This window comes from Mesorhizobium sp. LNHC221B00 (assembly GCF_000502935.1).
GTDB classification, from domain to species: Bacteria; Pseudomonadota; Alphaproteobacteria; order Rhizobiales; family Rhizobiaceae; genus Mesorhizobium; species Mesorhizobium opportunistum.
Window position 1 is genome coordinate 115,731 of the sequence record NZ_AYWR01000006.1, and the last position, 14,691, is coordinate 130,421.

12 protein-coding genes are annotated in these 14,691 nt (G+C 57.1%); 3 read left to right on the top strand and 9 right to left on the bottom strand.

What is annotated here, in order from left to right; all coding sequences use genetic code 11:
- Positions 1–32 precede the first annotated feature (32 nt).
- The 9 genes from X741_RS0134445 to X741_RS1000000169690 all read right to left on the bottom strand — a co-directional run bounded on the left by X741_RS0134445 (position 33) and on the right by X741_RS1000000169690 (position 9,476).
- Positions 33–836, bottom strand: coding sequence for an MIP/aquaporin family protein (locus X741_RS0134445; RefSeq protein WP_023777382.1), 804 nt, complete (start codon positions 834–836; stop codon positions 33–35).
- Between the two features lie 95 nt (positions 837–931).
- On the bottom strand, positions 932–2,329 hold the full coding sequence (gene fumC, locus X741_RS156175) for a class II fumarate hydratase (RefSeq protein WP_031249954.1): 1,398 nt from the start codon (positions 2,327–2,329) through the stop codon (positions 932–934).
- Between the two features lie 67 nt (positions 2,330–2,396).
- Positions 2,397–3,401, bottom strand: coding sequence for an enoyl-CoA hydratase/isomerase family protein (locus X741_RS156170; protein ID WP_245272689.1), 1,005 nt, complete (start codon positions 3,399–3,401; stop codon positions 2,397–2,399).
- A 248-nt stretch (positions 3,402–3,649) separates the two neighbouring features.
- Entirely contained in the window at positions 3,650–4,309 is a 660-nt protein-coding gene (locus X741_RS156165; RefSeq protein ID WP_023777385.1) for a response regulator, read from the bottom strand.
- A gap of 41 nt (positions 4,310–4,350) precedes the next feature.
- Complete coding sequence (locus X741_RS156160; protein ID WP_023777386.1) at positions 4,351–4,725, bottom strand: response regulator; 375 nt, start codon at positions 4,723–4,725, stop codon at positions 4,351–4,353.
- Entirely contained in the window at positions 4,722–7,802 is a 3,081-nt protein-coding gene (locus X741_RS156155) for a PAS domain-containing protein (RefSeq protein ID WP_051410433.1), read from the bottom strand. The genes X741_RS156160 and X741_RS156155 overlap by 4 nt, the downstream gene beginning before the upstream one ends.
- 1 nt (position 7,803) lies before the next feature.
- Positions 7,804–8,460: an MEDS domain-containing protein gene (locus X741_RS156150; protein WP_031249958.1), complete on the bottom strand. Its 657-nt coding sequence runs from the start codon at positions 8,458–8,460 to the stop codon at positions 7,804–7,806.
- A 294-nt stretch (positions 8,461–8,754) separates the two neighbouring features.
- Positions 8,755–9,123 (bottom strand): response regulator, encoded by a 369-nt coding sequence (locus X741_RS156145; protein WP_085984554.1) that lies wholly within the window; start codon positions 9,121–9,123, stop codon positions 8,755–8,757.
- Positions 9,120–9,476, bottom strand: a complete 357-nt coding sequence (locus tag X741_RS1000000169690; RefSeq protein ID WP_156937871.1) for a hypothetical protein — start codon at positions 9,474–9,476, stop codon at positions 9,120–9,122. Before X741_RS1000000169690 ends, X741_RS156145 begins: the two co-directional genes overlap by 4 nt.
- A gap of 434 nt (positions 9,477–9,910) precedes the next feature.
- Here X741_RS1000000169690 and X741_RS1000000170830 point away from each other — a divergent pair, with 434 nt between their 5' ends.
- The 3 genes from X741_RS1000000170830 to X741_RS156140 all read left to right on the top strand — a co-directional run bounded on the left by X741_RS1000000170830 (position 9,911) and on the right by X741_RS156140 (position 14,572).
- A complete protein-coding gene (locus X741_RS1000000170830) occupies positions 9,911–11,515 on the top strand; it encodes a PAS domain-containing protein (RefSeq protein ID WP_245272684.1) in 1,605 nt (534 codons plus the stop codon).
- Positions 11,491–13,494: a PAS domain-containing protein gene (locus tag X741_RS01000000166450; RefSeq protein WP_051410435.1), complete on the top strand. Its 2,004-nt coding sequence runs from the start codon at positions 11,491–11,493 to the stop codon at positions 13,492–13,494. Before X741_RS1000000170830 ends, X741_RS01000000166450 begins: the two co-directional genes overlap by 25 nt.
- 481 nt (positions 13,495–13,975) lie before the next feature.
- Positions 13,976–14,572 carry a redoxin domain-containing protein gene (locus tag X741_RS156140; RefSeq protein WP_013895499.1) on the top strand — a complete coding sequence of 199 codons (597 nt, stop codon included), beginning with the start codon at positions 13,976–13,978 and terminating at the stop codon, positions 14,570–14,572.
- Positions 14,573–14,691 lie beyond the last annotated feature (119 nt).

Here is a 14,691-nt window from a genome sequence, read left to right on the forward strand (position 1 = left end):
TCAACTGATGACGAAAAAATGGTCGACCTGACTCAGGCCTCGTCCTGCGGCGTTCCCATAGCCGCCTGGGCTTCCTGAGCATTGGCTGGGCCTCGGAGAACCTTGGCAGCCAATACGGCAACAATCGTGCCGACGACCGGTCCCACGACGTAGACCCACCACGTGGACAGATCGCCTCGCGCCAGGTCGGGTCCGAAAGCACGGGCAGGGTTCATCGCCGCTCCTTCGTAGGGGCCACCCAGGGTTCCTAGCGACATCACGTACGCACCCACGGCGATAGGGATAAACTGGCCATTGAGCTTCGGGCCGTTTGCCATCGAGATCACCATCAAAACCATTCCAAATGTCAGAATGGCCTCGAAGAACACCGCTTGGATGAGTTGTTCAGGTTGCGGAATCGTGGCCGCGAGATTGCCTTCGATGCCGAAGAATGAACGAGCAAGAAATGATCCCGCCGCCGCGGCAATGAGCTGCACAACGACGTAGGCCGCGCACATCGGCCAACCCATATCGCCGCGCAAGGCAAACGCAAATGTCATGGCGGGATTAAAGTGCGAACTAATGTCGCCGAGAAAATAGATCGCTGCGACCAGCCATAGTGCAGAAATCGCCGACAGGATGAAGGCAGTGACGATGGGCTCAACCTTTATCCCGCCGTGCAAAACCAGAATGGCTGCACCGGCTGACAGCACGAACGTCAATCCTGCAGTACCGATAAATTCTGACAATAGGCGCCGGAACCGATGTCCGGGACTTTTCCAGTCTGCGTTGAACCGAGGCTCGCCGATCTGCAGTGCGAGAGCGGCCTCGCCGAGGCCAACAGGATGGGTGCTCATGGATATCCTCCTGGAATAACTAACTGAAGGTGATGAACGCCTTGGCCAGGCCGGCAGCGGCCGCCTGTACGTTGTGTGGACGAGCGAACGCTCACCTATGCGGATGTCGCGACGTAGGGTCTCACCATCATTTCTGGTTCAACCACGCGGTCGAACACTGCTTCGGAAACGAGGCCGAGCTTCAGAGCAGCCGCCCTCAGTGTGAGATCGTTGTCCATCGCATAGTGCGCAATCTTTGAAGCTTTGTCATAGCCGACCACAGGCGAGAGTGCGGTAACGAGCATCAGCGAATCGCGGACATCCTGGGCAATCTTCTTCCTGTTGGGCTGCGTACCCTCGACCAGGAACCTACGGAAGTTCGTGCAGCTGTCGGTGACGATCGTGATCGAGTGGGTGATGTTGTGGATGATCAGTGGCTTGTAGACGTTCATCTCGAGATATCCGCCGGCACCGCCGAACCCCACTGCAACATCATTGGCCATCACCTGCACGGCAGCCATGGTTAGCGCTTCGGCCTGGGTGGGATTCACTTTGCCGGGCATAATCGAGGAGCCCGGCTCGTTCTGCGGTATTACAAGTTCGGCAAAGCCGGTTCGGGGTCCGCACGACATGAGACGAATGTCGTTGCCTATCTTGTAAAGTGAAGTTGCCAGCGTGCGCATCGTGCCAGAAAACTGTACCAGGGCATCATGCGCGCCCTGGACAGCGAACTTGTTGGGCGCGGTTACAAACGGAAGCTGGGTTTGCCTAGCGATTTCGGACGCGGCGGCTTCTGCGAAACCTGGTGCGGAATTGATCCCGGTGCCAACCGCCGTCCCGCCGAGGGCGAGCCGATAGATGCCGCCCAGTGAACTCTCGAGCCGATCCAGGTTGTCGGTAAGCATTTCGGCATATCCAGACCATTCCTGGCCCAAAGTCAGCGGCGTTGCATCCTGCATATGGGTGCGGCCGATCTTGACGATGTCTTTCCACTCCTCGGACTTGGAGCGGATAGCTTCCGCAAGCTGCTTGACAGCCGGGATCAGGCGCCGTTTGGCGTTGGTCGAGGTCGCGATGTTCATCGCGGACGGAAATGAATCGTTCGACGATTGCGCCATATTGACATGGTCGTTTGGATGAACTGGTGTCTTACTGCCGAGGACGGTCCCGGCCAGCTGGCAGCACCGGTTAGAAATCACCTCATTAACGTTCATGTTGAACTGAGTGCCGCTGCCCGTCATCCACACGTGGAGCGGAAACATGTCCTGATGCTGCCCCGCCAAGATCTCGTCACATGCCTGGACAATCAGTCGATGGACTTGAGGATCGAGCCGTCCGCCTGCATGATTGGCGTTGGCAGCGGCTTTCTTCAGCACCGCATAAGCTGTTATCATTTCGCGCGGGATCAGATCTCTGCCGATGGAAAAATGATGGAGAGACCTCTGCGTCTGGGCTCCCCAAAGCTTGTCGGCTGGGACGTCTACCTCACCCAGACTGTCGGTCTCCTTGCGCATGCGAGTCACGGTCCGTCCTCTTCACAACCCTTGACGTTGCTCCGTCGATTCCCAGTCTCCGCAACCGCTACCGATACTTGGCTGTATATTCGTTGAGGTTTCTCTCGACGTTCCCGGGCCGCTGCAGTCCTTCCTCGACGAGCACCTTGAGACGCGCCTGGGCCGCAGGCCGTTGTACGGAAGTGATGAACGCGTCCCACCCCGGCTGCATCTCAGAATCCGGTGGCAGGCTAGCTTGGTTGATCAGGGTCTTGGCGTCGGCAATCGCCTGCCCGTCGAACGACGCAATTCGCGTCGCCAAGGCGTCGACAAAACTGTCCAATTGTGAATCGGGCAACGCCCGATTCACGTAACCGTAGCGCTCGGCAAGTTCGCCATCAAAGCCCTCGGCACCGATCAACATCTCCATGGCGCGGCCGCGGCCGACCAGCCGAGGCAGCCGCGCCATGGGGCCGCCTCCAGGGACAAAGCCGGCGCCGACTTCAAACTGCGACACAACCGCTTTCTCTCGACTTGCAAAACGCATATCGGCCGCGAGCGAAAGCTCGCTGCCTATGCCACTCGCCCGCCCCCGAATTGAAACAATCGTCGCAGCCTTCAGCCGGCTTATACGTACCATGACGTCAGGCACGGGATGCATACCCGTTGGCCCCGGCTCCATGCCGGTGGAATCCTTAAGGGGACCAAGAAGGTCGTAGTGAGCGATGAAATAGCCCGGGACCGCGCTGTCAAACACCACGACCTTGACCCTCCCGTCGGCTTCGATCTGACCAACAATTTTTGCAAGCTCGCGGACTTCGGACGGGCCGATAATATTGAGTGGAGGATTGTTGAAAGTGACTTCCCAGTAGGCGTCGCTCTTGCGTGTCAGGCGGATCTTCTCCGTCGTTGTGCTCAGTGTCGCTGCAGGCGGTGCGCTAGCAGCACTGGGCAACTTTGATTCCTCTCCGAAAACATGCGCGGGCCCTTGCAGGACGGCGACAACGGAAAACAACAATACCGACTTCTGAATCTTACAATACTTCATAGCCACTTTACCTCGCCAAATGTTAAAACCCGCAACATCCACCATGATCAAACAACGGCGCCATAGGCTGCGTTAAGTCATCCCGATACGCAAAACCACCCGCCACGGCGTCTCACCGCCAGCCCTAAGTCCGATCTTCAATTAATATTTCAGTCTATCTTACCCATCAAAATAGATGTACCAAGATCGCGCGCGCGACCATAGTACGATGGTATCGTCAATACCTTAGGATTGATGGGCTTCCCATTGCGCTATGTCGTTTTAATCGAGGCGCCAGGCGCGGAGAAAAGTCTCTACTGAGTGATGCCCAGTCGGGCCGCCATATTCACCAGCTGGGCCAGTGAGCGAGCCTGCATTTTGCGCATAGCTTGGCCACGATGCGCCTTGACTGTGATCTCGCTGATACCGAGCTCAAAGCCGATTTGTTTGTTCAATAGACCCGAGACAACCAGCGTCATAACCTCTTGTTCGCGACGGCTAAGCGACGTATGGCGATCCTTGAGGGCCTGGAATTCAGAATCGAGAGCAAGCGCGCTCTTGCTTCTTTCAAGTGCCAGCTTGATCGCACTCAAAAGTTCCTCGTCGTCGAATGGTTTGGTCAAAAACTCGATAGCCCCAGCCTTCATCGCCTTGACTGTCATTGGTACGTCGCCGTAGCCGGTTATGAAGATGATGGGCATAGGGGTACGCTCGTTAGCCATCAGACTCTGCAGGTCGAGCCCACTCAGATCCGGCAGATTGACATCCAAGATGAGACAGCTCGAAACCGGCACCACCTGTGGTCGATCGAGGAATTCTTTTGCTGAACCGAAGGTCTGCGGCCGCCAACCCGACGAGCAGATTAGCAACTCCAGCGATTCGCGCACCGAGACGTCGTCATCTACAATGAACACGATGGATGCTTCGTCCGACATTGCGACGCTGCCCAGTTCAGCTGCTCCACCCGTGTACATGGCAAATTATCCTCCTAGACCGGCATTAACAATCGCCACCTTCAAGGCTTACAGACCGCCAGTTGGAGAGCCTCCTGAAGGGCCCTGTCGCTGAACGGCTTGAACAAACACTCGACCGCACCCTGTTCGATGAGACGAAGCCGCATGGCGCTGCTCCGCTGCGCGGTAATGTAGACGATCGGAATCTCTTGCCCGCGACGCGCTAGTTCCTCTTGCAGTTCGGGGCCTGTCATGACGGGCATGGTCACATCGAGAACCAGGCACTTGGTTTCATGGATGCTGTCAGACGCCAGAAACTCCGTTGCCGAAGCGAACGTGTCCACCCTGAAGCCCAGCTCCTTGAGCAAATCTGGTAAGGACTCGCGCACCGATTTATCGTCGTCAACAACTGAGACCAGTGCACCCGCAGGCTTCATCTCGCTCCCACCGATCTTCGAACACCACCGACCGCGGACGCCGTACCAACACTCACATCCTGCACAGACGATCGCTCTCTGGAGTATTCGGGAACAGAAAACGTGAACGTGACTCCCGGGCCATCATTTGCCGCTGCCCATAGACGCCCGCAGTGGCTCTCGATGATGGAACGGCTAACGGACAATCCCATCCCCATGCCTTCATTCTTGGTGGTGTAGAAAGGTTCAAAGAGCCGCTCCGCATTATCTGGGCCGAAACCCGTGCCGGAATCCCGTACAGATAAGCGCACATGATCATCTTCATCGGGCTCGGTCTTGATTGTTAACTTCCTGGGGCGATCATCGACCCCGTTCATGGCGTCCACTGCGTTGCGCAGCAGATTCATGATCACCTGCTGAAGCTGGACACGATCTCCCGCAACGAGCGGCAGACCCTCCGCAAATTCAGGCTGAAGAACCACGCGACTGCTCTGAAGGTCACCCGACGACAAGGCGATCACCTCCCTTGCCGCCTCGTTCAAATCCACCGACTGAACGGTAGGAGCTCGCTTGCTGAAGAGAGCGCGCAATCGCGTTATTACATCTGAGGCTAGATTGCCGTCGCGTATGGTTCGCCGGGCGGTTTCGCGTGCGCCGTCAATGTTTGGAGGATCGGCTGCCAACATGCGGAGGCAGGTGCTGGCGTTGGTGATGATCCCCGACAACGGTTGACTGACTTCATGGGCAATCGAAGCGGTCAAGACTCCGAGGCTCGAAACCCTGGTTACATGTGCGAGTTCAGATCGGGCCCTGCCAAGTGCTTCTTCAGCCTGCCGCCGCTCCGTCACGTCCTGAACCGCGGTGAGGCATTCCATGCGGTCATCCTGATGACGGATAACCCGGCCAAAGGTGCGTAGATACTTGACCCTGCTATCCGGCATCCGCAGCCGGATCTCATAGCCCAGATAACTCTGCCCGGCGCGAACCCGAGCCATCTGGGCAGACAGCGACTGGAGGTCATCCGCGTGGATTCGCTCACGGAGCCGCTCAAGCGTCACAGCGGAGTTCGGATCGAGTTCGAAGATATGATAGAGTTCCTCGGAAAAGGCGATCTCGTCAGTGTCCAGGCGCCAGGAGAACGCGCCGGTGGAACTTAAGCGTTGTGCTTCCGAAAGCAACGTTTCGCTCCGCCGGAGCGCTGCCTCTATAAGGGAACGTTCGATCGCAATGCTGGCGATCTGTGTGGCGTGCGCGATGAGATCCTGATGGTGCGGCGAAGGGCTCGCAGGCTTCCGTTGGACGATGCAAAAGGTTGCAAGCACCCGCCCCTCTCTGGAACAAATCGGCGTGCTCCACACTGACCTGTATCCGTGCTTCAGAACATGTAGCCGCACAGGCGACGTATACCAGCGGGGATCGGATTCCATGTCCACTGCGACCACCTGCGTTTTTTGATAAGCCGCTATGCCACATGGCAACAGATCGCCGTCGACCGGCATGCCGGCAATCGGCGCGATGTAGCCGGGAGACAAAGAAGGAGCCACGGCATATTCGAATGTCGAGCTGCTCCAATTTATCAGGTGGACGTCACAGAAGCAGTCGGGGGCAGCGTCTTCGACAAAAACGCACAACGCGCTGAGAACATCCCGAAGCAAACTGCCCGACGCGATCATCTCCAGCAAATGCTTTTCGCTGGCGACAAAAGCTTCCGCCCTTTTACGACCCTCAATATCGTGACTGATGCCGTACCATCGGATCACTTTTCCAGCTTTGTCGTGGACCGGCACGCGACGGGCAATGTGCCAGCGATACGTCCCGTCACTTGCACGCACGCGGTACTCATGCTCGAACGGTTCTCCGGACGCGACACATTCGTACCATTTGCGCTCTTCGAGTTCGATGTCATCTGGGTGGATCGTGCTTCTCCAGCCACCACCCGCCAAATCGTCGGTTGAGAGCCCTGTAAATTCACGTCCGCGCTCGTTGATGAAAATACGCGTGCCGTCGGCCGCGAAAGCCCCAACCAGGGCTGGAATGCCGTCGACCGTTCGTTGAAGCTCGCGTTCGGCTTCAATTGCTTTTTCCTCGGCGCGTTTACGTTCATCGATGTCGACGTTCACCCCATACCATTTCACGACGTCGCCGCGTTCATCCCGCGTCGGATTGGCGCGGAGCAGAAACCACCGATAACTCCCATCAGATCCACGCAACCGAGCTTCAGCCTCCCCTCCTTCACCCGAAGTCAAGAAGGTGTTCCACGCTGCGAGCAGACCTGTTACGTCGTCAGGATGGATCGCAGCCGTCCAGCCCCAACCTTGCCCCTGCTCCGCTGAAAGCCCCGCGTAGTCGAGGTAGTGCTGGCTCAGAAACTCGGTATACCCATCTGGGCGAGTCGCCCAAGCCAAGGCCGGAATTGTATTGATAATCAGCTTCAGATCGTGCTGACTTGCCGCCAGGGCTTCCTCGCTTCTGCGCAGTGCTTCTTCCGTCCGGCGCCTGTCCTCGACTTCCTGAGTCAACGTTTGATTGGCCGCGACAAGTTCACCTGTTCGTTCCGTAACACGTCCGTCAAGTTCCGAGGCCAGTCGCTTCTGTTCGCCTAGTTGACGGGCCCCCTGCAGGGCAACGACAGCCTGATTTGCGGCAACTTTCAAGAGAAGCCCGTCGGTCTGGTTCGGAAAGTCGGAGCTCTGCGACCCGGTGACCACGACACCGACCTCTCCTTGCAGGCCGAGCAACGCCAACCCAGCGAAGAACTCGACGCCTCCAATATGGATCTGCCCGCTCGGCGGCCATTTCGACGCGGCATCGCCAAACATCTGATAAAGGGCTCGCCCAATCTCCTCCGGCTTTACTTGGACGATCGAATGAGCGAACCGCGCGATCTCGATCGGCCATTCCGTGTCCGCGTCGAACAGACGCACATAAATAAAATCAACCGGCAACATGGCAACAAGCACGTCAAGCAAGGTCTCAACGATCTGAGGAGGACTTCCTCCGGCCCAAATGGCGGGTAGAGCAAGCAGGCTCACCAAATCGTTCATCGAGCGCTTAAGCCGTTGAATCTCTTCGCCAAGGGTGGCCAGCGCAGGTTCCATGCTAGCTCGTCGTCTTGTCGGGCGACACCTGACCCAGCCGCCGTTGACGGAGCTCGCGAAGGAAGTCCTCAGGCGGCATAAAGAATGGATTCTGTTGCAAAATGCCGCCAATGACGATCATCGGATGGGTCCGCATGATGTCAACGACCGTATCGCCACCAAATTTTGCCAAGTCGTACACGCAGATAACCGCGTCATCGTGACGGGACCATACGTCGTTTACCCGAGCTTCAAACTCCACCAGGTCGTCAATATGCGACCTCACCTCGGAGGCCCAATCCATGTGGCAGACAATGCGACTGAGGGGAAATCCACTCTCGGCATTCCCGCTGGCCAGCGTTTCAAACACCTCCAGCATCCGGTCTTGATCGAACCGACCGTCCCGGAGGTAGGCTTCGGTGTTGGTGCGAAATTCAAGCTGACCGCTTTGCTCCGCAGTTGTCGTGTCGATGCCCGCCATCCTTAGTCGGTGCAAATGCCTGCAGCGCTCGCCTGGATTAACAATGTGAATGATTTTGTCGCCGCATGCGAAACCATCCTGCATGAAGGGAAACAACACACGAAAGGCATCATCGTCGCCGTTGAAAAATGCACAGGCATGACGCATGTCCCCAAGTTGGGATCCCGCAAAAGGAATGGGATGTGGGGTCTTCCTCATGAAGCGTCGCCTAGCGGAACGTGCCTACCTCCGAACCATGAATGCACCCGGCCGACACGAACGTCTATTATGCGTTGGTGTCGATTTTGGATGGGCGAGATCGACACCCTTATCGAAAAAGAGGGCTCCATGCCGTTTGGCGTCTAGCGAGGTTCGGGTGCCAGCGCGTTATGATGGAAGCGTCACTGCTTCAGGGCGGCCATCGTGGTCGGGAAGACTATCCGTGGACAAGACCGAAGGCCTGGGATCCGGGCTGGAGGCGGACCGGCTCATGAGCGACGTCCGCTCGGGCGGTCAGCGCATTACAGCGTTGATCGCATCGAGTAGTGCAGTGTCCGTGAATGGCTTCAGCAGGCATTCGATTGTCCCGCTTTGGCGCAGACGACGGCAAAATTGCTCATCTCCATGGGCCGTTATAAAAACAATTGGTATCTGTCGGCCTTGTTGCGTCAGCTCGCGTTGGAGCTCGATCCCCGACATCCCTGGCATTGCGATGTCAAGGACCAAGCACTTGGTGTGATCGACTAGTCTCGAGGCCAGGAACTCTTCCGCGGAGGAGAACGCTTCGGCTCCGTGACCAAACATGCCAATGAGGTCAGGAAGCGCCTCGCGCACGGACTCATCATCATCGACAACAGCGATAATTGCGCGTTCCATCATCATACGCTTCCGATATTCTCCGCCAAACTCGGCGGCATGCCCCTAAAGCTGTTCGACGAAATTCTCACACTGCGCGAAAGAAACGCAAGCCACAAAGAAGAGGCAGAGTGCGTCAAGGCAAAACGCCCCGCCGCCGGCACGCTGATGCTGACTGCGACCGCCGCGCCAGCTTGGTAAGCCGAACGTACCCAAGACCGCTCCGGCAGAAAATGCGCACAATCGGGCCCGCGTCTGGTAAAAATGATTTTGAGAAATAGTGCGGCAACCTGATCGAGTTCGGTATGTAGGCCGCATAGCATGGCCATATTGTTTGCATCTTTGAGGCGGCGGAGTGAAAGCTCTCTGTACTCAGCCAAGAGAGCGCCGGATGTCATCATTATCTCGCAGTTCGCTTAGAGCGCTCATTCATAGCCAGTATCGCCTGCAATGACGTCCTCACCACAGGTTAGGGTGCCCCTGCTTAGCCAGAGAATCCATAGCACTTTGGTATCGACCGGGATCTTTCCATGTTGCTGAGTGCTATTGGTTGGTGAGCCGACACCAAGGCATAATGGACCAGCGCACCGAGTGGGTGCAAACTCGCTCGCGCGTATGTGCCAGCATCTTGGGAGGGCGGGTACATGATACGACGGGGCACCGACACAAACGTCGCCGGCAGGGGCTTTTTCGGAGATCACAGTTTAACATGGGACGTCAACGCGAGGGCGCTAGCGCGGAAACTGAGCGTCTGTATCGGTGCATGAATAACCTAGCCAGGTTGGTTGAGGTTCCCATCTTGCTAAGCGGCGACATGGCTTCCGAAGTCGTTTGCAAATTGCTCGATACGCTCGTCGATATGCTGAGGCTCGATTTTGCTTACATTCGACTGAACCAATCGTCGTACGAGGAACCCGTCGAAGTGGCCCGTGCAGGCCAGCAATTTGCCGTCTCACCCGAAGCGATCATCCGTGAGTTTCACGGACTAAACGAGGTTGATCTGGCTGACTGGCCATTGCTGAACAGCTTTCAAGGAGACGTTCCTATATCGGTCGCGGCCTTGCGGCTGGGGATACTCGCCGACATCGGAGTTTTGTTCACAGGGTCAAGAAGGGTCGATTTTCCACTGCAGACCGACAGCCTTGTTCTGAACGTAGCCGCAAACCAAGCGGGCGTGAGGTTACAGGAGCTGAAACTGTCGAGTGACAGGAGACGTCTGGCCAAGGAATCCTATGAGATCGCGGCTGAAGAGCCATCTGAAGTGGCCGTCCGCGAAAATGAAGACGACGCCAAACTGATAGCGGACAGCATTCCGGCCGGAATTGCTGTTTTGACGCCGACCGGCGAGATCGAAGCCGTAAACAGCTATATCGCTGGATACTTCGGCAAACCTAAGGATGAACTAAAGGGATGGGGAACAGCGGAGACGGTTCACCCCGCGGATATTCAGCGCGTCGTCGAATCTTTCAGATATTCGATAAAGGCGGGGATGCCTTATGAAGTCGAGGCGCGACTTCTCGGCGCCGACAACAAGTACCGTTGGTTTCAGATTAGAGGGCTTCCACTCGAGGATCGAAATGGGCGCATCATGCGCTGGTACTCCCTGCACATTGATATCGACGAGAGGAAGCAAGCCGAAGAGGCACTGCGGGAGAGCGAGGTCAATCTCCGAAAGATCATCAATACGATCCCCACATCCGCATGGTCTACCCTGCCGGACGGGTATTGCGACTTCCTCAACGACCGCTGGCTCGACTATGCGGGGTTCACATCCGACCAGGCCGTGGGATGGGCTTGGGCGGCCGCAATTCATCCGGATGACGCCAGTGGTCTGGCCGAGTATTGGCAATCGTGCCTCGCATCCGGCACACCAGTCTCGACGGAAGCCCGCATTCGTCGATTCGATGGAGAGTATCGATGGTTCCTGTTTCTCGCTAATCCGTTGCGAGATGAGGCTGGTACCATAATCAGATGGTACGGGACGAATGTGGACATAGAAGATCGCAAACGCGCAGACCAGGCGCTGCGGGACAGCGAAGTCAATCTCCGCAAGATCATCAATACGATTCCGACATCCGCATGGTCTACCCTGCCGGACGGGTATTGCGACTTCCTCAATGACCGCTGGCTCGACTATGCGGGATTCACAGAAGACCAGGCGGTGGGATGGGCCTGGGCGGCCGCAATTCATCCGGATGACGCCAGTGGTCTGGCCGAGTATTGGCAATCGTGCCTCGCATCCGGCACACCAGTCTCGACGGAAGCCCGCATTCGTCGATANGTCTGGCCGAGTATTGGCAATCGTGCCTCGCATCCGGCACACCAGTCTCGACGGAAGCCCGCATTCGTCGATACGATGGAGAGTACCGATGGTTCCTGTTTCTCGCTAACCCGTTGCGAGATGAGGCGGGTACCATAATCAGATGGTACGGGACGAATGTCGACATAGAGGACCGCAAACGAGCGGACCAGGCACTGCGCGAGAGTGAGCGCAACCTGAGACAGATTATCAACACGATTCCGACAGCTATATGGTCTACCCGTCCGGACGGCTACTGCGACTTCCTTCACGATCGCTGGCTTGACTTCACCGGTCTCTCGATGGAGCAGGCGGAGGGATGGGGCTGGCGGGTTGCAATCCATCCAGATGACTTTGACGAGCTTGTGCGATTTTGGAAGGCATCCCTCGCATCAGGCAGTCCAGGTGAAACCGAAGCGCGCATGCGCCGTTTCGATGGCGAGTATCGGTGGTTCCTCTTTCTCGGCGACACTTTGCGCGACGAAGCCGGAAACATCGTCAGATGGTATGGGACGAACGTTGAGATTGACGATCGAAAACGCGCGGAGCAAGCGCTGGTTGAGAGCGAGCGCCAGTCACGGCTTATCGTCAATACGATTCCGGGTCTCGTGGCTATTTTTGACGAAGATGGCGAACCGGAAAGTCTCAACGAGCAATTTCTCGAGTATCTTGGCCAGACCCTGGAAGAATTCGCGCACTGGGCGACCAACGGCACGGTCCATCCGGATGATCTCAGCCGCCACATTGACGCTCTAACGCAGTCGCTCGGGACTGGTCGGGGGATTGACTTTGAAACCCGGCTTCGACGTTTCGACGGCACCTATCGCTGGTTCCAGCTCCGAGGCCAGCCACTTCGAGCCAGCAATGGATGCATCGTCCGGTGGTACGTGCTGATGACCGACATCGACGATCGTAAACGCGCCGAAGAAGAGCTCCGGCGCAGCGAGGCGTTTCTAGCCGAGGGTCAGAATCTTGCACGAATGGGGAGTTTCTCCTGGGATGTCTCGAAAGCGGAGATGGTGTGGTCGGAGCAGCTCTATCGTATCTTTGATCTGCAGCCGGGCCTTCATGTGACTTTCCAGCTGATCGCGAGCCGCTTCCATCCCGAGGACATGCCAATGCTAGGCGATATGGTTGAACGGGCAGAGCGCGGTGAGAATGACCTGGAATACCGGCACCGGATCATCACGTCCGACCGGTCTATCAAACACCTGCACCTCATTGCACATGGCGTGCGAAACTCGATTGGCGCGATGGAGTATATTGGCGCGGTCCTCGACATCACACAACGTAGGCTCTCTGAAGAGGCGCTTGAGAAGGTGCGAACAGAGCTTGGATTGGCTATGCGGATCATGAGCCTGGGCGCCCTGACCGCATCTATTGCACACGAGGTCAACCAGCCACTGGCTGGCATCATTACGAATGCCGGAACCTGTCTGCGGATGCTGGCCGACGACCCACCAAACATAAATGGCGCTCGCGAAACGGCACGCCGGACCATCCGCGACGGCAATCGTGCGGCCGACGTGATAACGCGACTGCGAGCGCTCTTTAGCAAGCGAGCGGCCGTCATGGAACCCGTGGATCTGAATGAGGCGATCCGCGAAGTGATTGCGTTGTCCTTGGGAGAACTTCAGCGAAACAGCATATCACTTATTACTAAACTTGCCACCGGACTCCCAATGGCGGCCGGCGATCGTGTCCAACTTCAACAGGTCATCATGAACTTGCTGCGCAACGCGATAGACGCCGTGATGACCGTCAGTGATCGCCCGAGGCGGGTGGTCATCGCGACCGAGCTTGGCGAAGACGGCAACATCCGGCTTTCCGTAGAAGATGCCGGTATTGGCTTCGGCGCTCAGGACATGGAGCAAATTTTTGAAGCCTTTTACACCACCAAAGCCGACGGCATGGGCATAGGGCTTTCGGTTAGTCGTTCAATCATCGAGAACCATCGCGGCCGCATTTGGGCAGAGGCGAATGATGGCTCAGGCGTAACCGTTTGCTTTTCAATTCCCGAATTCCTGGAGGATCGGACATCCCAAGTTGATGGACGCGTGCCGACGCCAGGCGGCGCCGGCATGCAGAGGGGATTTTAGACCAGTTGGGACCGTCCCGATCTGGCGATAAGATCGGCCTGCGAGAGGAACTACCCCTCGCCGGCAATGCCGATGACCATACGATCTGAGCATCACCCTCCAAGGCCGTCACGACCTGTCCGAATTCCCAACGACTTCCGGCTCCATTACATTGAGAGCGGGCTGTGAAAAGTCGCTCCCTAACACGACGGTGAGAATGGAGAGAGGCGAATCTGCGGCGTCTTCGCATCCATCTAAAGGCCTCTGCGCTGACGCGGTGACAAGGTGTGGATTTTGTGGCTGATCGCGGGCGGCCACCATTGGAGGTCGTATTGCTAAGACCATATTTCGTACCAGAAGCTTCCATGTTACGATCACCACCTCATTCAATGGTATCGGCAACACTAACGTATAAATAGATTTGATCCCGCTCCCGCTTTGTAATCTCCTTTGTCTACAAGTTTGGTGACTCGAGTTTTGCGACTTGTCAGCGAGGATGAACATGCGGTCCAATGTCGTACCTGGCTCTATTTTCCCGGACTATGAGCTTTCGGATCACACCGCTGCACGGCGCAGGCTTTCCGAGTTGCAGGGAAGCGACCCTCTGGTCCTTGTTCTCGGCAGGGGTGGCTATTGCCCCAGGGATCGCCGGCAGGCGGAAGGGCTGGTCCAGCTGCATCGTGAAATGGAAGTGGGTTACTGCCGGCTTGTAACCATCACGACGGACAATCTTCTGGAGACGAACGAATATCGTTCCGGGGTAGGCGCCCATTGGTCTTTTCTCTCGGACCCGCGGCGCGTTGTACAGCAGGACCTCGATATTGCCGAGTACACGGATCCCGCGCACAACCCCATGATCCCTCACGTTATCGTCATGGAACCGGGGCTGATCGTTTACAAGATCTACAACGGGTATTGGTTCTTCGGGCGACCCACCGTGGAAGAACTGCGACAGGACATGCGTGCGGTTACGATGAAATGCCGGCCGGATTGGGATATCACCACGCCGGACCTCAGGAACGCGTGGCAGGCGGGTCGTAAGGAGCTCTTCTACCCCTACGGAAAGACTCGCGCTCAAACGCTTCGCGAACAGGAATGACTGGAAGATCACCCGCACGTATGTCGGGTGCATGTCAGCCGTTCAATCGCTTGTTCCGCCCGCCGCGACTGCGCTTGCGATCCGACGAGTGATGGATTGCTCCTAAACTTCCCAGCCGG